This window comes from Paraburkholderia silviterrae (assembly GCF_004353915.1).
Classification (GTDB): domain Bacteria; phylum Pseudomonadota; class Gammaproteobacteria; order Burkholderiales; family Burkholderiaceae; genus Paraburkholderia; species Paraburkholderia silviterrae.
Genome location: NZ_SMRP01000016.1, coordinates 68,246 through 86,405, shown reverse-complemented (window position 1 = coordinate 86,405; position 18,160 = coordinate 68,246). Strand labels below are relative to the sequence as shown.

General features: G+C 65.1%; 15 protein-coding genes. 6 read left to right on the top strand and 9 right to left on the bottom strand.

Translation table 11 applies throughout. The features are described 5' to 3' along the window. Positions 1-2: 2 nt before the first annotated feature. The 9 genes from EYW47_RS26420 to EYW47_RS26380 all read right to left on the bottom strand — a co-directional run bounded on the left by EYW47_RS26420 (position 3) and on the right by EYW47_RS26380 (position 11,269). Positions 3-797 (bottom strand): sulfite exporter TauE/SafE family protein, encoded by a 795-nt coding sequence (locus EYW47_RS26420; RefSeq protein ID WP_133197793.1) that lies wholly within the window; start codon positions 795-797, stop codon positions 3-5. Between the two features lie 229 nt (positions 798-1,026). Then, entirely contained in the window at positions 1,027-2,226 is a 1,200-nt protein-coding gene (locus EYW47_RS26415) for a porin (RefSeq protein ID WP_133197792.1), read from the bottom strand. Between the two features lie 208 nt (positions 2,227-2,434). Next, positions 2,435-4,183: an L-arabinonate dehydratase gene (gene araD, locus EYW47_RS26410; protein ID WP_133197791.1), complete on the bottom strand. Its 1,749-nt coding sequence runs from the start codon at positions 4,181-4,183 to the stop codon at positions 2,435-2,437. Positions 4,184-4,253: 70 nt separating this feature from the next. Beyond that, a complete protein-coding gene (locus EYW47_RS26405; protein ID WP_338117843.1) occupies positions 4,254-5,198 on the bottom strand; it encodes an ABC transporter permease in 945 nt (314 codons plus the stop codon). Next, complete coding sequence (locus EYW47_RS26400) at positions 5,198-6,079, bottom strand: ABC transporter permease (RefSeq protein WP_133197790.1); 882 nt, start codon at positions 6,077-6,079, stop codon at positions 5,198-5,200. Before EYW47_RS26400 ends, EYW47_RS26405 begins: the two co-directional genes overlap by 1 nt. Further along, positions 6,076-7,167: an ABC transporter ATP-binding protein gene (locus EYW47_RS26395; protein WP_133197789.1), complete on the bottom strand. Its 1,092-nt coding sequence runs from the start codon at positions 7,165-7,167 to the stop codon at positions 6,076-6,078. Before EYW47_RS26395 ends, EYW47_RS26400 begins: the two co-directional genes overlap by 4 nt. A gap of 109 nt (positions 7,168-7,276) precedes the next feature. Beyond that, complete coding sequence (locus tag EYW47_RS26390; RefSeq protein ID WP_133197788.1) at positions 7,277-8,443, bottom strand: ABC transporter substrate-binding protein; 1,167 nt, start codon at positions 8,441-8,443, stop codon at positions 7,277-7,279. Between the two features lie 246 nt (positions 8,444-8,689). After that, the gene (locus tag EYW47_RS26385) at positions 8,690-10,270 is read right to left on the bottom strand and encodes an aldehyde dehydrogenase (NADP(+)) (RefSeq protein ID WP_133197787.1); all 1,581 of its coding nucleotides are present in this window, start codon (positions 10,268-10,270) and stop codon (positions 8,690-8,692) included. 51 nt (positions 10,271-10,321) lie between these two features. Beyond that, positions 10,322-11,269 carry a dihydrodipicolinate synthase family protein gene (locus EYW47_RS26380; RefSeq protein WP_133197786.1) on the bottom strand — a complete coding sequence of 316 codons (948 nt, stop codon included), beginning with the start codon at positions 11,267-11,269 and terminating at the stop codon, positions 10,322-10,324. Positions 11,270-11,528: 259 nt separating this feature from the next. Between EYW47_RS26380 and EYW47_RS26375 the strand changes: the two genes are divergently transcribed. The 6 genes from EYW47_RS26375 to EYW47_RS26350 all read left to right on the top strand — a co-directional run bounded on the left by EYW47_RS26375 (position 11,529) and on the right by EYW47_RS26350 (position 18,093). After that, positions 11,529-12,086, top strand: coding sequence for a nucleotidyltransferase domain-containing protein (locus EYW47_RS26375; RefSeq protein WP_133197785.1), 558 nt, complete (start codon positions 11,529-11,531; stop codon positions 12,084-12,086). Next, the gene (locus EYW47_RS26370; protein ID WP_133197784.1) at positions 12,086-12,523 is read left to right on the top strand and encodes a hypothetical protein; all 438 of its coding nucleotides are present in this window, start codon (positions 12,086-12,088) and stop codon (positions 12,521-12,523) included. The genes EYW47_RS26375 and EYW47_RS26370 overlap by 1 nt, the downstream gene beginning before the upstream one ends. A gap of 237 nt (positions 12,524-12,760) precedes the next feature. Further along, positions 12,761-13,501, top strand: coding sequence for a gluconate 2-dehydrogenase subunit 3 family protein (locus EYW47_RS26365; RefSeq protein WP_133197783.1), 741 nt, complete (start codon positions 12,761-12,763; stop codon positions 13,499-13,501). Further along, positions 13,501-15,276, top strand: coding sequence for a GMC family oxidoreductase (locus tag EYW47_RS26360; RefSeq protein ID WP_133197782.1), 1,776 nt, complete (start codon positions 13,501-13,503; stop codon positions 15,274-15,276). The genes EYW47_RS26365 and EYW47_RS26360 overlap by 1 nt, the downstream gene beginning before the upstream one ends. An 8-nt stretch (positions 15,277-15,284) precedes the next feature. Next, entirely contained in the window at positions 15,285-16,718 is a 1,434-nt protein-coding gene (locus EYW47_RS26355) for a cytochrome c (RefSeq protein WP_240763931.1), read from the top strand. A gap of 181 nt (positions 16,719-16,899) precedes the next feature. Beyond that, entirely contained in the window at positions 16,900-18,093 is a 1,194-nt protein-coding gene (locus EYW47_RS26350; protein ID WP_133197864.1) for a porin, read from the top strand. The last annotated feature ends 67 nt before the right edge of the window (positions 18,094-18,160 follow it).

Genomic DNA, 18,160 nt, shown 5'->3' with positions numbered 1-18,160 from the left:
CTTTACAGCACGCCCGATTTGATGATCATCTGCGCCGCCGCCGCCAGCACGCACACGAGCACGAGCATTCGGAACGCCAACGGATGCAGCTTGTCGCGCAACGGCCGGATGAGGAACATGCCCGCGATGGACGGCAGGCTCGCCGCAGCCGAGATCGCGAGGTCGGCGCCGCTCGCCTGCGCGCCGCCGCTGAACGTGGTGACCAGCGTAACCACCGACACCACCAGAATGATCGCGATCTGCTTGGTGAAGACACGGCCCGTTGTGCCCGTGGCGATCAGATACATCGCGAGCAGCGGTCCGGGCACCGAGGCAATGCTCTCCATGAGCGCCGCGCCGAAACCGAGCGCGAAGCCCACGGGCTTGACGAGCGCGGGCGCCAGCTTGAGCCGCGGCGAGGCGAGCATCAGGGCGGCGGCCAGGATCAGTGTGACGCCCGAAGCGGCCAGTGCGTGATGCGACTCGAGCCGGATCAGCACGGCAACGCCCACGATATTGCCGATCACGGTGCCGATCAGCGGCGCGGCAATGTGCTTGACCGTCTTCCACAGTTCACCGCCTTCGAGCGCCTGCGGAATGTTACCGAGAATGATCGGCATCGAAAGCAGCAGCACGGCCTGCTTCACGGGCAGGAAGTGCGTGAGGATCGGCATGGCGACGAGCGGCACGCCAATGCCGGTCACCCCTTTCACCATGCCGCCGAGCACGAGCGCAATGGCAATGCCGCAGAGTTGGAGCACGTCGAGCGCCTGCATGTGCGGGAGCAGGACGCCCCCGGAAAGATGGAAGTCGAACATTGAAATGGTCTGGTGCGTGACTGGGCGGCGATCCACGCGTGAGGCGTCCACACGCGTTCGTCCGGTTTTATCTTGAAAATCGGAGTGCATGATAGCGCAGCCTTGCCAAATGCATCTGGCGTCGCCGTCTGGCCCCCTCCCGCGCACCACGGTGCATACGCACAAAAAAAGCGGCGGCGCCGCAATAGCGCCGGCGCAAACACTGCGTCGGAGTGTGAAAGCGTGAAAATCAGAAGCGGTGGACGATGCCGATCGCACCCGCGAACTGGCTGCGCGACGAGGACGGCGCGCTGTTCTGGCCGTCGCCAATATCGGCGGTCGCATTGATGATGTTGCCCGCGCCATTCGTGCCCAGCGTCTGGCCGCCCGCGCGCTGGTACGCCTCCACGAAGTACAGGCCCGTGCGCTTGGAGAGCGTGTAGTACTGCGAGAGGTTGAACTGCTGATACGAAGCCGCGCTGGTGATGCCGTTCGCCTTGGTCGCGCGCGTATAGCTGTAGCCTGCCGCGAGGTCGAGCGTGGTCAGCGGCTTGTAGTGCAGGACCACGCCGCCCGTGTTCCAGATCTGCGTGTCGAAGAACTTCGATCCGGTCCCCGCAATGTATTGAACATTCGAGTAGGATGCCGAAATGTCCCACTGCGAATTGAATGCATAGCCCCCCGTCACGGCGAGGCGCTGTTGCGCCTGCGCGGTCTGGAAGCCGTTAGTGATGCCCGAAACGCCCGGCTCGCCATTGCTGTTCGCCGTGGAATTCGCCCCCCACGCACCGCCACCGCTCGTCGAGTTGTTCAGGCGCTCGAAGCCCACGGCGAGGCCGACCGGGCCACGAATATAGTTCGCCGCGACGCTCCACGTTTGGCCAGCGCCGGTGCTGCCCGGCACGCCACCGAGCGCATACATGCCGCTCACGGTGAAGCCCGCGATATTCGGCGAGGTATAGACCACTGCATTGTTGATGCGGTAGATCGTGTCCAGCGAGTCGAGGTCGCCCGGATGCGCGCCATAGGCGCCGGTGAGCCAGGTGGTCGGGCTGTACGGCGCGAGCAGCGAATAGTATGGCGCATACTGGCGGCCCATCGTGAGCGTGCCGTACTGCTGGTTTGCAACGCCGACGTAGGCCGTGCGGCTGAACATCAGGCCCGTGGTCTGCTGCGCGCCGTTGGCCGAGTTGAAGCCTTCTTCGAGCTGGAAGATCGCGCGCGTGCCGCCGCCGAGGTCTTCACCGCCCTTCAGGCCGAAGCGCGAGCCCGCCCAGATGCCCTGTGCCATCTTGACGACCGAGTGCCCCCCAGAATTGCTGCCGAGCGCGGCCGAGCTGCTCTGATAGCCGATGCCGGCATCGACGATGCCATACAGCGTAACGCTGCTTTGAGCGTGCGCGCCCAGTGCGGCGAGTCCAAGCGTGGAAGCGAGAATAGTTTTCTTCATCTGTACTCCTGCATATAGTCGTTGTGATGTCTTGCTTGTTTTCTACTACGCTTGATGCGTGATACGGAGATTCCCCTGTCGAGCCGCGCGGGGCGCGCTGCAGTCGTGAACTGCAACGCGCCCCCGCCTTCGATGCCGGATCCTGTCTCCTCCGCGATGGGTGGTAGATCCCGCCGTTAGTCCCGCAGTTAACCCCGCGGTAAACCCTTTAGTGAATCTCGGGCTCGCCACCGCCGCCGCACGATCCTGCAACGCCCTCGCGTTGCAGGAAATCGAACTCACAACCCTTGTCGGCCTGCATCACGTGCATCTGGTACATCGCGCCATAGCCACGCGTGAAGCGCGGCTCGGGCGCCACCCATGCGGCCTTGCGGCGCGCCATCTCTTCGTCGGAGATCAGCACGTTCAGGCGGCGCTCCGGCACGTTCAGCTCGATCATGTCGCCGTCGCGCACCAGCGCGAGCGGTCCGCCAATGAACGACTCCGGCGCCACGTGCAGCACGCACGCGCCGTAGCTCGTGCCGCTCATGCGTGCGTCCGAAATGCGCAGCATGTCGCGCACGCCCTTCTTGAGGATCTTTTGCGGGATCGGCAGCTGGCCCCATTCGGGCATGCCCGGCGCGCCGATCGGGCCCGCGTGTTGCAGCACGATCACGCTGTTCTCGTCGCAATCGAGTTCTTCGCTGTCGATGCGCGCGGCCATGTCGTTGTAGTCCTTGAACACCACGGCCTTGCCCGTATGCACGTGCAGGCGCTTCTCGGCAGCACCGGGCTTGATGACCGCGCCATCGGGCGCGAGGTTGCCGCGCAGAACGGCCAGGCCCGTATCGGGCATCAGCGGCTTCGCGCGGCGATAAATAACTTCGTCGCTATAGATCTCGGCGTCGGCGATGTTCTCGCCCAGCGTCTTGCCGTTCACGGTCATCTGCGTGCCGTCGATCAGATCGCCAAGTTCCTTGAGCATCGCGCGCAGGCCGCCCGCGTAATAGAAGTCCTCCATGAGGTACTTGCCGGTCGGGCGGATGTTCGCGAGCACCGGCGTGCGGCGCGCGATCTCGTCGTACTGCGCGAGCGTGAGGTCGACGCCCGCACGGCGCGCGAGCGCGATCATGTGCACGATGGCGTTGGTCGAGCCCGAGAGCGCGAGGCAGGTCGTGACGGCGTTATCGACCGACTTGCGCGTGATGATGTCCGAGGGCTTGAGGTCCTCCCACACCATCTCGACGATGCGCATCCCCGTCTTCGCCGACATCTGCGCATGGCGTGAATCCGGCGCGGGAATCGAAGCGAAGCCCGGCAGCGCGAAGCCGAGCGCTTCGGCCGCGCTCGTCATCGTCGAGGCCGTGCCCATCGTCATGCAGTGGCCCGGCGAGCGCGCGATGCCGCCTTCCACGCCCTTCCAGTCGTCTTCGGTGATCTTGCCCGCGCGCAGGTCGGCCCAGTACTTCCACGTGTCCGAGCCCGAGCCGAGCGTGACGCCATTCCAGTTGCCGTTGAGCATCGGGCCTGCGGGCAGGAAGATCGTCGGCAGGTCCATCGAGATCGCGCCCATCAAGAGCGCGGGCGTGGTCTTGTCGCAACCGCCCATCAGCACGACGCCGTCGGCCGGATACGAGCGCAGCGTCTCTTCCGCTTCCATCGCGAGGAAATTGCGGTAGAGCATCGTGGTGGGCTTCTGGAACGGCTCGGAGAGCGTCTGCACCGGCAGCTCGATGGGAAAGCCGCCCGCTTGCCAGATGCCGCGCTTGACCTCCTCCACGCGCTGCTTGAAGTGCGTATGGCACGGGTTGATCTCGCTCCACGTGTTGAGGATCGCGATCACCGGCTTGCCCGCGTACTCCTCGCGGCTGTAGCCCATCTGCGCGGTGCGCGAGCGATGGCCGAACGAGCGCAGGTCGTTCACGCCATACCAGCGGTGGCTGCGCAGTGCTTCGGGGGTCTTTCGCTTGTTGCTCATCTTGCCTTCGCTCCTGGTGTTTCCGCGCATGGGTTTCAGCGCGTCTATCAATCAATCCGCCGGTACGCCGTTAGCGCGATTCCTTCACGCGCGACACGAGTTGCGTCGGGCTGACGAACTGCAGCGCGACCAGCACCCATGCGAGCGTGATCGCCATGTAGATCATCGCCATGGCGTCGATGGACTGCGGCGCGCGCACGCCCGTCGAGAACACTGCGTAATACAGCGCGACGACGAGGGTTTGCGTGTCGGGTCCGGCGGTAAAGAACGTGAGTTCGAACATGCCGATCGTGCGCACCAGCACGAGCAGCCCCGCCGCCAGCATCCCCGGCACGAGGAGCGGCAGCAATACGTAACGGAAGTAGCGCAGCGTGTTCGCGCCGAAGATGCGCGCGGCCGATTCCAGGTTCGGATCGATCTGCTCGATGAACGGCGTCATCACGAGAATCACGAACGGCAGCGCGGGCACGAGGTTCGCGAGGATCACGCCGGGCAGCGTGCCGGCAAGGCCGAAGTGGTACATCGCGGTGGCCATCGGAATGCCGTATGTGACGGGCGGCACCATCAGCGGCAGCAGAAACACGAGCATGGCGATGCGCTTGCCCGGAAACTGCGCGCGCGCCAGCGCATAGGCGGCTGGCACGCCGAGCACGATGGACAGCAGCACGACCGCGCCCACCACTTCAAACGTCACCCACAGCACGCTGCCGAGCTGGAAGTCGCGCCACGCCTGCGCATACCAGTGCAGCGTGAAGCCTTGCGGCAGCGGCGTGCCGAACCAGCGCGTGGCGATGGAGTTCACGCCCACCGTCGCGATCAGCAGCAGCACGTTGAGCAGGAAGAACGCCATGCCGCCCCACACGAGCACTTTCCAGAGCACGTCGGGCAGGCGCGAAGCCGGCTTCGCCTGCGGCGCCCTGGCGGCGGGTGCGGGAGCGGGAGCGGGCACCGGACGCTCTTCGCGCACCGGCACGCCTGCGGGGAGTCCCGCCGAGTGATGTTGATGCGTGCTCATCAGCCTTTCCCTCCGCTCACCGGGCCCGAGTAGAAGTAGCGCTTCGCGCTCAGCATCGCGGCCACCACGATCAACTGCACGAAGCCCATCACGATGGCAATGGTCGAAGCGAGCGAGTAGTCATAGCTCTCGAACGCGGCTTCCGAAGCCGCGATGGAGATCACGCGCGTGGGGCCCGCCGGCGCGCCGAGCAGCACCGCCGATGGAAACACCGAATACGCCTGCACGAACGAGAGACACGCGGCCATCGTGAGGCCGGGCGCGAGCAACGGCAGATAGATCTGCCGGAACTGCTGCCACGGTCCCGCGCCGAGCGTGGCCGCCGCGCGCGCGAGCGTCGGATCGATGCCGGTGACGTACGAAAGCGTCAGCAGGAATGCGAACGGAAAGCCCGAGACGATCAGTGAGATCAGCACGCCCCAGTAGTTGTGCGTGAGGCGAATCTCCTCGTTCGTGTAGAGATGCAGTGCGTGCAGCGCCTGCGGGAACCAGCCGTTCGGGCCGAAGTAGCTCAGCATGCCATCGGCGATCAGCACCGTGCCGAGCGTGACGGGAATCACGAGCAGCGTCGTCACGAGCTTCTGATACGGCGACTTGCGGCGCAGCGCGAACGCCACCGGCAACGAAAGCCCGACGTTGATGATCGTCGCGGGCACCGCCAGCTTGAGCGTGACGAACACCGTCGGCCACAGCGAGAGGTCGTGGATGAACTGCAGATAGTTCGCGAGCATGCCGCCGCCGTTCATCGGCTTGAACGACAGCATGAGCCCGTAGGCGAACGGGTAAAGGAACATCGCGATGATGAAGCCCAGCGCGGGCGCGATCAGCCAGCCGCGCGCGTCGCGCGGCTGCTTGCTCGGCGACGAGGCAAGTGTGCTCATGATGCGCGCTCCGCGTAGGCCAGCACACGCGATGGCGCGACGCGCAGCGTGGCGCGCTCGCCCGCTTCGAACTCGCCCGCCACGCGGGCCCACAGCTTGCCGAACGGCGCATTCGCGAGCAGCAGCGAATCGCGGCCGCCATATTCCACCAACTCGACTTCGACGTCGAAGGCGTTGGGGTCGCCCGCGTCGGCGCGTTCGAAATCTTCGGGGCGCATCGCCACGGAAATCGCGTTGCTACCGGCCTGCACGATGGCATCGTCCATCGGCACGCCCGTGAGCGTGATGCCCGACGCGGACAGCGCGACATGCTCGCCGCGCGCTCCGGTCACGGCGAACGGCAGCACGTTGCGATAGCCCATGAAGCGCGCCACGTGCAGATTCGCGGGTCGGCTGTAGATTTCCTTAGGAGTGGCGACCTGTTGCACGACGCCCTCTTTCATCACGACGATGCGGTCGGCCATCGAAAGCGCCTCGTCCTGGTCGTGCGTCACGTAGATCGTGGCGCGTTCGAGCTGCCCATGAATGCGGCGAATTTCCGCGCGCATCTCGATGCGCAGCTTGGTGTCGAGGTTCGAGAGCGGTTCGTCCATCAGCACGAGCGGCGGCTCGATCACGATGGCGCGCGCGATCGCCACGCGCTGCTGCTGGCCGCCCGAAAGCTGGCCCGGCAGCTTGCCCTCATGGCCGACGAGCTGCACGAGTTGCAGCGCTTCGCGCGCACGGCGCTTCGCCTCGTCGCGCGGCACGCCCTTCATTTTCAGGCCGAAGCCCACGTTCTCCAGCACGCTCATGTGTGGGAACAGCGCATAGTTCTGGAACACCATGCCGAAGCCGCGCTTCTCGGGCGGCAGCACATCGATACGCAAATCGTCGAGCCAGATGCTACCGCTCGTGAGTGGCTGCAGGCCCGCAATGCAGTTGAGCGCCGTCGATTTTCCGCAGCCCGAGGGACCGAGCAGCGCAATGAATTCGCCGCGGCGAATGTCGAGATCGAGATTGCGCAGCGCCGCGAGCTGTACCCCTTCCGCGCTGGCGAAACTGCGGCACACCGAGTCCAGACGCAGACGATCGAATGAATGCTTCATGACACGTTCCTGAAACGCGAGGTCCACTTACCGGAGCATAGGCAACGGACGGCACCCGTGCGAGGTCACACGCAAAGGCGCCGCCCGGGCGTCGCTGACTCGTCAGCCATTACTGCGACTTCTGCGCGCCGATTTCGCGGTCCCATTTCTGGAACGCCGCAACCATCGCCTGCGCCGAAAGCGGCTGGACGTGCGGATACTGCGTGAGCCACTTCGCGTATTCGGGGCGGCCATATTTGGCGATCACGTCCTCGCTCTGCTTCGGCGCCATCGAGAGCGTCACGCCCTTCACGGCCGGGCCCGGGTAGAAATAGCCGTCGTCATAGGTCATGGCCTGTTGCTGCGGCTCGAGCATGAAGTTCATCAGCTTGAGCAGCACGGCGAGCTTGTCCTTCGAGACGCCCTTGGGGATGACCATATAGTGGGCGTCGTTCACCCAGGTCATGTTGTCGAACGCCTGCACCTTGAAGTCGGCCGGCACGATGCCGAGCGCGCGCGGGTTGATGTCCCATCCCGTCACGCTCACCGTCATGTCGCGCGAGCCCTCGCCCAGTTCCTTCATGACCGCCGAGGTGCCGCCCGGGTAGTACGGCACGCACGCATTGAGTTCTTTCAGGAACGCCCAGGTCTTGTCCCAGCCGTTGATGGGGTCTTGCGGATTCTTGTCGCCGAGCAGGTACGGCAGGCCCATCAGGAACGTGCGGCCCGGGCCCGAGTTGGCTGGACGCGCATAGATCAGCTTGCCGGGATTCGCCTTGCACCAGGCGAGCAGTTCCTGCGGCGTATGCGGCGGCTTGGCCACCTTCGCGGGGTTGTACTCGATCAGCGGACCCGCCGGCATATACGACACTTCGAGGCCGTAGCCTTGCGCAAGATCCTGCATCTTGCGCGGACCCGGCGCGTACTTGTCGAGCACGCCCGGCAGCGCCGCCGCTTGATCCGGCAGCAGCTTCATCCAGAGGTTCTGCTCGATGCCGGCGGCCAGCGCGTCGGTGCCCGTGAGGACGAGATCGATATCGGCGCGGCCTGCCGCCTGCATCGCCTTGATCTTGCCGGGCAGCTGCGGCGCCGGCGCGTTGGTGTAGGTGATGTTGGAGACGAGATTCGGGTTCTGCGCCTTGAAGGCCTCGAAGGCCTTCTGCGTGAGTTGCAGGTTGCCGGCCACGTCGACTATGTTCAGGGAAACCGGATCGGCCTTCGCCACGCCCGCGCCGAACACCGCCGCGGCCGCCACACAACCGGCCAGCACCCTGGCCTTCAAGCGTCCATCGAACATCGCGTCTGTCTCCTCACATCTGTTTATGGAATTTGTTCTGCGCGGCTGTTTTAGTTCTACTGCGAGCCCCGGCAAGTCCTGGCAATTGAGCCGCGGTCAAAGGATGCCGAACCACACATCAAGTTGTCAAGCAACATAAGGGGCTTTGTGAGCCTTTTGTCGGACGTTTGTTGGGATGCCTGCCGCAAAGGCGCCCGCAGCCCTGCTGCGAGTGCCTTTGCGCCGCTTCACGGCGCTTGCCGCTGCTTATTTGCGCACCAGCTCGCCGTCACGCAAACGCCACAGCCCCAGCGGGTTGTCGTCCTGGACGGCGGCCGGCAGCAATTCCGCCGGCAGATCCTGATAGCAGACCGGGCGCAGGAAACGCTCGATCGCCATGGCGCCCACGGAGGTCGTGCGCGCGTCCGAGGTGGCCGGGAACGGACCGCCGTGGACCATTGCGTACGAGACCTCGACGCCCGTGGGAAATCCGTTCGCGAGAATGCGTCCCGCCTTGCGCTCCAGCACCGGCAACAGGCGCGCGGCCATCGCGTAGTCGTCGCGGTCGATCTGCAGCGTGGCCGTGAGCTGGCCTTCGAGGTGCTCCGCCACGCGCGCGAGCTCGGCTTCGTCGCGGCACGTCAAGACGAGCGAGGCCGGCCCGAAGATCTCGTCCGACAACGCGTGCTGCGCGAGGAACTCCGTGGCGCTCGCCTTGAAGAGCAAGGGCTGCGCGGAGCACTGGGCGTCGCTCTGCGTGCCAGCGGCCAGTTGTTCGACACCCTGGGTCGTCTTGCGCGCCACCACCGCATCGCCATAGGCCTTGGCGATGCCCGCCGTCAGCATGGTCTGCGCCGGCTTCTGGCCGAGCGCGGTGCTCACAGCCGTCACGAAACGGTCCAGCCCGGGACCGTCGATGGCGAGCACCAGACCCGGGTTCGTACAGAACTGGCCGACGCCCAGCGTGAGCGAATCGACGAAGCCCTGCGCAATCGACTCGGCGCGCGCGGCAACCGCAGCGGGCAGCACGAACATCGGGTTGATGCTGCTCATTTCGGCGTAGACGGGGATGGGTTCCGCGCGCTGCGCCGCGATGTGCGCGAGCGCGAGGCCGCCGCGACGCGAGCCCGTGAAGCCCACCGCCTTGATGGCCGGATGCGCGACGAGCGCCTCGCCCGTCTCGTTGCCGCCGCCGAAGATCAGCGAGAACACGCCTTCGGGCAAGCCGACGTCGGCGACCGCCTGCTGGATCGCGCGGCCCACGAGCTCCGAGGTGCCCGGATGCGCGAGGTGCGCCTTCACGACGACCGGGCAGCCCGCGGCGAGCGCCGAAGCCGTGTCGCCGCCCGCCACCGAAAACGCCAGTGGGAAATTGCTCGCGCCGAACACGGCCACGGGGCCCACGCCGATGCGCCGCGCGCGCAGATCCGAGCGCGGTAGCAGCTTGCGCTCGGGCAGCGCCGAATCGAGCACGGCCCCGCACCAGCGGCCGTCGCGCACCAGCGACGCGAACAGGCGCAACTGGCCGACCGTGCGGCCACGCTCGCCTTCGAGACGCGCCTTGGGCAGCGCCGACTCCAGATGCGCGCGCTCGATCAGCTCGTCGCCGATGCCGAGAATGCGCTCGGCGATGGCCTCCAGCAGTTGCGCGCGCTGCTCGTGCGGCGCGGCGCGGAAAGCGTCGAAGGCTTGCGCCGCGAGTTCGCAGGCGCGCGCGACATCGGCCTTGTCGCCGAGACCGAACGGCGGCTCGATATCCTTGCCGAGCGCGGGCGCAAACGCGCGCATCTCGCCCGCCTGGCCACGCACTGCCTGCGCGCCCAACAGCATTGCTCCAGTGATCTGCATGTTCGCTCCGCTCATTGACGAATCAATTGAAGTCCACGCATGTGGGCACGCTCAAGCGTGCGCCGCTTGCGCCGAACCCGTCAGCGACTGCTCGAACGCCAGCAGCGCCTTCGCAGCCGCGCCGATGGCGGGCAGCGCCTCGGCCGGCGACTGCGAGAGCAGCGGCAGGATCGGCCCCATGTCGGCGATGCCCGAAAGCGTGACGGCGTCGTGCAGCACGCGGATCAGCGAAATGTCGTCGCGCAGCGTCTCGAGCGGCATGAACGCATCGTAGAGCCGTTGCGCTTCTTCGGCGCGGCCTTCCTTGGCGGCCTTGAGCAGCGCCATCACGGCGTGCGCGGCGATGCAGCCCGAGCCCGTCGTCCATGCGGCCAGACCGAAGTCGCGCACGTGCACGAGCGCCGGACGCTCGCCCATGCCCGAGACCACCTGCGAGGCGCGCACGCTCTGCAGCAGGCGGCGCAGATACGGATCGTTCGACGGGTCCTCGCGCACGATGGCGTACTTCACCGCAATCAGCGTGCCGCGGTCGATCAGGCGGGCAAGCGTATCCACGTCGACATAGTTCTCGCTCTTGATATAGAGCGTGAGCGGAATACCAGCCGCATCGGCGATGCGCGTGAGGCCCGCCTCCACGCCCTCGGGCGTGGTGAAGCCGGCGAGCGGCAGCACCATGGCCGTCTGGTAGTTCGTCTGCGCGAGGATGCGCGCCTGGTCGAGCAGCTTGCCGTAGTCCGGGCCAATGGCCGGGATCACGCGCGTTTCGGGCGAGCTCACCTCGGCCAGCATGTCGAGCAGTTCGCGGAACTCGCTCACGGCGACGTGATAGAGGTTCGCGTTGCCGCCGTACAGCAGCGTGCGCAGGCCGCCCGCTTCCATGTGGCGGACGAGCTTGCGGTTTGCTTCGACGTCGAGCGAGAAGTCGGGGCGGCGTGCCAGAGGGGGCACCGCCATCACGGTCGAGGCGAATTCGCTCTCGACGATCGGGGACACGTTCATGAGGCCTCGTGCTGGGATGGTGGGTTGTCGATACCCGGCACAGTAGCATCTGCCTCGCTTAGTTGTCAAACAACTTGGTTGATTTGTTAGGGTTTGTTTGGAGAGGTGGGCCGAATCGCTTCGCTCCGCACACGAGGTGTCCCACCCGCCGTAGTTGGGTCTGCGTAAATCCCCAAAGTAGGGATAACCATCCCCCAATTGAGGATTCGGCAATTAATCCCTACAATGGGGATATTCATCCCCATATTGAGGATTTACCGTGAGTCTTGCCGACTTTCTCTTCACGCCCGGTTTGCAACGCGTGCTTGGTGCCACGCTGCTGCAGCCCGAGCGCAGTTTTACGCTACAGGAATTGCTGAGGTTGGCGGACAGTGGGCGCGGAAGTGCTCAAAAACAGATAGATCGCCTCGTTGAGGCTGGCGTACTTCGGGAAGATGCCCGACGAGGCAGACAACGAAGCATCCGTGCGAACACCGAATTCGTCCTTTATCCCGAATTGTTGAGCATCGCGCGCAAGTCATTTGCCGTGGTTGAGCCGCTGAAAGAAGCCCTCGCGCCTTTTGCCGACCATATCAGCTCAGCGTTCGTGTTTGGCTCCTTGGCCAAGGGCTCCGATAGTGGCCGGAGTGACATCGACTTGATTGTCGTCGGGAGCGCGCCTCTCCTCGAACTCTCTGAGGCTCTGCACAAGGCCGAGCAGGATCTGCTGCGCCCCGTCAACTTCTCGTTATATGAGCCGGCCGAATGGGCTACCCTGGTAAAGTCTGATGCCATCATGGCCCAGATTGTCCAAGGTCCCACGCTGAGGGTACTGTGATGCCGCGCCCAGATGAATATGAAAACCTGATCAAGATGAAAGCCTTTGACGTGGTCGCCCCGACACCCGGGGCTATCGCGGGCTTCCTCCGTAACGCAGCGGACTATCAGGCCACCGCCGAGGGACTGGACCCTGGGCGACATATGCAGATATTTACCTTGGCCTACGAAGGTTATTTTCAGGTGGTCCAAGCCATTCTGGAGTTCTACGAGGTACGCACCAAAGAAGCAGGCCGTAACCTGGCCATCCAGCGCGTGTCTACCTCGCTGGGCGTGAACTCCCAAGAATTTGCCTTCATCACGAAGGCGCATGAGCGTCGTAATGGCACCTCTTACATTTCGCCGTTCCCCCCGGTTTCGAAGGCTGAGGCCGCCACCATGCTAAGCATCCTGGTCAAGTACCTCCCCGTTGCACATGCACTGACCGGTACGCTGTGAGGCCTTGAACGGCCAAGCCAAACATCACCGCCCGAGCAAGCCGCATCCGCCATCACAACAGATCGCCTCGCCCTACCCCTATAGCCAACGCAATTGATCATTGTAAAATTGCGCTCGACCAATGGAACCGGTTCCATTTACCATAGTGGCCGATTGCGACCTAGGCTATATGGGAGCCAGTCCCTGCATACGGCCGCGGCCGAATCAAACCGCGCCGAATTGAGATAGAAACCAACAATGTCCGACACTCCTCTCACGTCACGCCGAGGCTTTCTGCGCACGGCGGCGGTGCTCGTACCCGCAGGGGCGCTGGCCGGCTGCGAACGCGGCTCGCAGCCCTCGTCCAGCACTGCGCAACAAGGCGGCCAGCCTGAGGCGGCCTCCGCACCCCAGGCGCAGGCGGTATACAAGCCCCGCTTCTTCGACGCCCGCGAATGGGCCTTCCTGCACGCGGCCGTCGACCGTCTGATCCCGGCCGACTCCGAAGGTCCCGGCGCGCTCGAAGCGGGCGTGCCCGAGTTCATCGACCGCCAGATGGACACGCCGTACGCGCACGGCGCGCTCTGGTACATGCAGGCGCCGTTCCAGCAGGGCGTGCCCGAGCTCGGCTACCAGTTGAAGCTGGTGCCGCGCGATATCTACCGCCTCGGCATCGCGGCGGTGAACGCGTACTGCAACAAGGCCTACGGCAAGCCTTTCGACGCGCTCGACGCCAGCAAACGCGACACCGTGCTCGGCGCGCTCGAAGCCGGCAAGGTCGAGCTCGACAGCGTGCCGGCCTCGGCATTCTTCGGCCAGCTGCTGCAGAACACGCGCGAAGGCTACTTCTGCGATCCCATCCACGGCGGCAACAAGAACCTGGCCGCGTGGAAGATGATCGGCTTTCCCGGCGCGCGCGCCGATTTCATGGACTTCGTGAACCAGAACGGCAAGGCTTACCCGTACGGTCCGGTTTCGATCAACGGAGAGCGCGCGTAATGGCGATCAAGAAACCTCATGTCGATGCCGTGGTCGTCGGCTTCGGCTGGACCGGCGCGATCCTCTCGAAGGAGCTGACCGAAGCGGGCCTGAGCGTCGTGGCGCTCGAGCGCGGCGAGTATCGCGACACCTATCCGGACGGCGCGTACCCCAACACCATCGACGAGCTCACGTACAACATCCGCAAGAAGCTCTTCCTCGATCTCTCGAAGACCACCGTGTCGATCCGCCATGGCGTGAACGACACGGCGCTGCCCTACCGCCAGCTCGCGGCGTTCCTGCCGGGCGAAGGCGTAGGCGGCGCGGGCCTGCACTGGTCGGGCGTGCACTTTCGCATCACGCCGGAAGAACTGCGCCTGAAGAGCCACTACGAAGAGCGCTACGGCAAGAAGTTCATTCCCGAAGGCATGACGATCCAGGACTACGGCGTAAGCTACGACGAGCTGGAGCCGCACTTCGACTTCGCGGAAAAAGTGTTCGGCACCTCGGGCCAGGCCTACAAGGTCAAGGGCAACGTGGTGGGCGACGGCAACGTGTTCGAAGCCCCTCGCAGCGACAATTTTCCGTTGCCAGCGCAACTGAATACGTATTCTGCACAGCGCTTCTTCGACTCGGCGCAGTCGATCGGCATGCATCCGTATCGCCTGCCTTCTGCCAATACTTCGGGACCCTACACAAATCCGTATGGCGTGCAGATGGGTCCGTGCAACTTCTGCGGCTACTGCAGCGGCTACGCGTGCTACATGTACTCGAAAGCCTCGCCGAACCTGAACATCCTGCCCGCGCTCAAGCTGGAAAAGCACTTCGAGCTGCGCGCGAAGTGCCACGTGCTGCGCGTCGAGCTCGACGACACGAAAACGCGCGCCACCGGCGTCACCTATGTCGACCCGTCGGGCCAGGAGGTGTTCCAGCCCGCCGATCTCGTGATCGTCTCGGCATTCCAGTATCACAACGTCCATCTGATGCTGCTCTCGGGCATCGGCAAGCCTTACGACCCGGTCTCGGGCGAGGGCGTGGTGGGCCGCAATTTCGCGTACCAGAATCTCTCGACCATCACGGCGTTCTTCGACACCGACACGTGGACGAATCCGTTCGTCGGCGCGGGCGGCAACGGCGTGGCCGTGGACGACTTCAACGCCGACAACTTCGACCACGGGCCGCTTGGCTTCGTGGGCGGCTCGCCGCTGTGGGTGAACCAGGCGGGCGTGAAGCCGATCAGCGGCATCGCCACGCCGCCGGGCACGCCCAACTGGGGCAGCGCCTGGAAGAAGGCTGTCAAGGACCACTACGCACACACCATCTCGATGGACGCGCACGGCAGCAACATGTCGTATCGCGACGTCTACCTCGACCTCGATCCGACCTACCGCGATTCGTATGGCCAGCCGCTCTTGCGCATGACCTTCGACTGGAAGGACAACGACATCAAGATGGCGCAGTACGTGACCGGCCAGATGAAGAAGATTGCCGAGGCGATGGGCCCGAAGGCACTCAGCGTCTATACACGCGAGTTCGGCGAGCACTTCGATTCGCGCCGTTATCAGACGACCCACCTCGTGGGCGGCGCGATCATGGGCACGGACCCAAAGACGAGCGCGATCAACCGCTATCTGCAGAGCTGGGACGTGCACAACGTGTTCGTGATGGGCGCCTCCGCGTTCCCGCAGGGCATCGGCTATAACCCGACGGGGCTCGTTGCCGCCCTCGCCTACTGGTCCGCGAAGGCCATTCGCAATCAGTATCTGAAGAACCCCGGCCCCCTGGTGAGCGTGTGACGAATCCCATGATGAAGAAAAATTTTGTCCCCACGCCCATCGACCGTAAACATGCACGCAATGGCGCGCGCGGCGCGCTGCGGCGCTTCAAGAACGTTCCGAAGGCGGCCGCCGCACTGGCTGCCTGCGCGACGCTCGCCGCAGCGTTCGTGCCGCTCGCGGCCCGCGCAGCCAACGCGGTCAACAGCGTCACCAACAGCGCAAGCGCAACGCTCGTCGCGCACGGCGAATATCTCGCGCGCGCCGGCGACTGCATCGCCTGCCATACCGCGCAGGGCGGCAAGCCCTTCGCGGGCGGGCTGAAGTTCGACACACCCATCGGCGCGATCTACTCGACCAACATCACACCCGACGCGAACACCGGCATCGGCAAGTGGCGCTACGACGATTTCGCGAAAGCGGTGCGCCAGGGCGTGCGCCCGAACGGCGAAACACTCTACCCCGCGATGCCCTACCCGTCGTACGCGCGCCTTTCCGATGACGACATGAAGGCGCTCTACGCGTACTTCACGCAAGGCGTCGCGCCGGTCGCACAACAGAACCGCGCGGTGGACATTCCCTGGCCGCTCTCGATGCGCTGGCCGCTCGGCATCTGGCGCACGCTGTTCGCGCCCAAGGTGCAGGCGTTCGATGGAGCGCACTACAACGACGCGATCGTCGCGCGCGGCGCATATCTCGTGCAGGGCCTCGGCCACTGCGGCGCGTGCCACACGCCGCGCGCGCGCACGATGCAGGAGCTCGCGCTCACCGATCTCGAAGGCGACGACTTCCTCGCGGGCGGCGGCGCGATCGACGGCTGGGTGCCGTCGAGCCTGCGCGGCAATCCGCGCACCGGCATCGGTGCGTGGAGCGAGGACGAGATCGTCCAGTTCCTCAAGTCGGGCCGCAATCTGCACACGGCGGCTTTCGGCGGCATGACCGACGTGGTCCAGCACAGCACGCAGTACATGACCGATGCGGACCTGCTCGCGATGGCGCGCTATCTGAAGACGCTTGCGCCGAGCGACCCGAAGGAAACGTCGTACACCTACGATCCCGCCGCCGCGAGCAAGCTGCAAGGCGGTGATGCGGGCGCGCGCGGCGCGGCGGTCTATGTCAACAACTGCATGGCCTGCCACCGCAGCGACGGCCGGGGGTACACACGCGTGTTCCCGGCGCTTGGCGGCAACCCGGTCGTGCAGGGCAAGGACGCCACGTCGCTCATCCACGTGCTGCTCACGGGCGCCGCGCTCGACGGCACGAAGAGCGCGCCCTCGACGTTCACCATGCCGCCGTTCGGCTGGCGCCTGTCCGACCAGCAAGTCGCCGACGTAGCCACCTTCGTACGCACGAGCTGGGGCAACACTGGCGCGCCGGTCAGCGCCGACGACGTCGCCAAGGTGCGCAAGACGGTGACCCTCACCACGCCCGAGCTGCCGCCGGGCGCGTCGCTCAAGCGCTGATGCCGCAGGGCCGGTTCACGCGAATTACAGGCCCTGACGCACCCGCGCTTCAATCCGCGTTTTTCCCAAGCGCCTGCGGCTGGCCGCCTCGTTCGCGAGGCGCGCCGGCGTGCGCGCGCATAACAAGAGACCGCTCCATGCGGCGGTCCATCACAAGCACGACTCATCGAGACAACACATGATGAAAAAACACCTGATCTCTGCACCGGTTCTGCTCTCTCTCGCGGGTGCAGCGGCGGCGCAGGGCTCCGTCACGCTCTATGGCATCGTCGACGCGGGCATCACTTACCGAAGCAACGAGCGCACCGGCAGCGTCGGCGCCTATCAAGGCCATTCCAATGTGGCCGTGACGAGCGGCAACCTCTCGGGCAGCCGCTGGGGGCTCAAGGGCAAGGAAGACCTAGGCAACGGGCTCGCGGCGATCTTCCTGGTCGAAGACGGCTTCGACATCACCAACGGCACCTCGGGCCAGGGCGGCCGCCTGTTCGGCCGCCAGGCGTTCGCGGGCCTCGCCGACCAGCGGTACGGCTCGCTCACGCTGGGCCGCCAGTACACCTCGCTCGACGACTTCGTCGGCCCGGTCGCGCCGGTCAGCGCGATCGGCGGCTTCGGCGCGCATCCTGGCGACATCGACGATCTGGACCAGACCACACGCGTGAACAACTCCATCAAGTACACGAGCGCGAACTACGCGGGCTTCACGTTCGGCGGGCTATACGGCTTCGGCGGCCAGCCGGGCAGCCTCAAGGACCAGAACACGTGGAGCGTGGGCGCGGGCTATGCGAACGGCCCGCTGCATCTGGGCGTGGGCTATGAGCGCTCGGACAACAGCAAGAGCGGTCCCAACGATCCGACCTACGGCAAGTGGCAAAGCACCTACGACGGCACCTTCAATTCGTCGATCAACGAAGGCTATGCGAGCGCGCAGTCGCAGCAGATCGTGGCGGCGGGCGCGAGCTGGGACTTCGGCGCGGCGCTCGTGGGCGTGAACTACAGCAACGTGCAGTACAAGGCCGGCGCAAACTCGCTCTACTCGGGCACCGCGATGTTCAATATCGCGGGCGTCTTCGGCACTTGGAACGTGCAGCCAAGGACGCATCTGTTCGCCGGATATAACTACACGCGCGGCAGCCATGTCGATGGTCTGGAGAACGAAGCGCAGTACCATAACGTCTCGGTGGGCGCGCAGTACGATCTCTCGAAGCGCTCGACGGTGTATCTGCTTGCGGGCTACCAGCACGCTTCGGGTATGACGCTCGATGCGCTCGGCAATCCGGTGGCCGCTACGGCCTCGTTTGCGGACAAGGGCAATGGGCACTCGGCGGCGGCGCAGTCGCAGGCGATTGTGAGCCTGGGATTGCGTGAGCGGTTTTAAGCGCTTGCTTGAGAATTGATTTGTTTTAGGCTGTGGGGCGTTGGCCTTTACTTGTTTTCGCGGCGGA

What these genes read in the sequence shown, in the direction of transcription:
- EYW47_RS26420 (WP_133197793.1), bottom strand. Translation starts at nt 797, where the DNA reads ATGTTCGACTTCCATCTTTCCGGGGGCGTCCTGCTCCCGCACATGCAG.
- EYW47_RS26415 (WP_133197792.1), bottom strand. Translation starts at nt 2,226, where the DNA reads ATGAAGAAAACTATTCTCGCTTCCACGCTTGGACTCGCCGCACTGGGC.
- EYW47_RS26365 (WP_133197783.1), top strand. Translation starts at nt 12,761, where the DNA reads ATGTCCGACACTCCTCTCACGTCACGCCGAGGCTTTCTGCGCACGGCG.
- EYW47_RS26395 (WP_133197789.1), bottom strand. Translation starts at nt 7,167, where the DNA reads ATGAAGCATTCATTCGATCGTCTGCGTCTGGACTCGGTGTGCCGCAGT.
- EYW47_RS26380 (WP_133197786.1), bottom strand. Translation starts at nt 11,269, where the DNA reads ATGAACGTGTCCCCGATCGTCGAGAGCGAATTCGCCTCGACCGTGATG.
- EYW47_RS26400 (WP_133197790.1), bottom strand. Translation starts at nt 6,079, where the DNA reads ATGAGCACACTTGCCTCGTCGCCGAGCAAGCAGCCGCGCGACGCGCGC.
- EYW47_RS26390 (WP_133197788.1), bottom strand. Translation starts at nt 8,443, where the DNA reads ATGTTCGATGGACGCTTGAAGGCCAGGGTGCTGGCCGGTTGTGTGGCG.
- EYW47_RS26385 (WP_133197787.1), bottom strand. Translation starts at nt 10,270, where the DNA reads ATGCAGATCACTGGAGCAATGCTGTTGGGCGCGCAGGCAGTGCGTGGC.
- EYW47_RS26360 (WP_133197782.1), top strand. Translation starts at nt 13,501, where the DNA reads ATGGCGATCAAGAAACCTCATGTCGATGCCGTGGTCGTCGGCTTCGGC.
- EYW47_RS26355 (WP_240763931.1), top strand. Translation starts at nt 15,285, where the DNA reads ATGATGAAGAAAAATTTTGTCCCCACGCCCATCGACCGTAAACATGCA.
- EYW47_RS26370 (WP_133197784.1), top strand. Translation starts at nt 12,086, where the DNA reads ATGCCGCGCCCAGATGAATATGAAAACCTGATCAAGATGAAAGCCTTT.
- EYW47_RS26405 (WP_338117843.1), bottom strand. Translation starts at nt 5,198, where the DNA reads ATGAGCACGCATCAACATCACTCGGCGGGACTCCCCGCAGGCGTGCCG.
- EYW47_RS26350 (WP_133197864.1), top strand. Translation starts at nt 16,900, where the DNA reads ATGAAAAAACACCTGATCTCTGCACCGGTTCTGCTCTCTCTCGCGGGT.
- araD (WP_133197791.1), bottom strand. Translation starts at nt 4,183, where the DNA reads ATGAGCAACAAGCGAAAGACCCCCGAAGCACTGCGCAGCCACCGCTGG.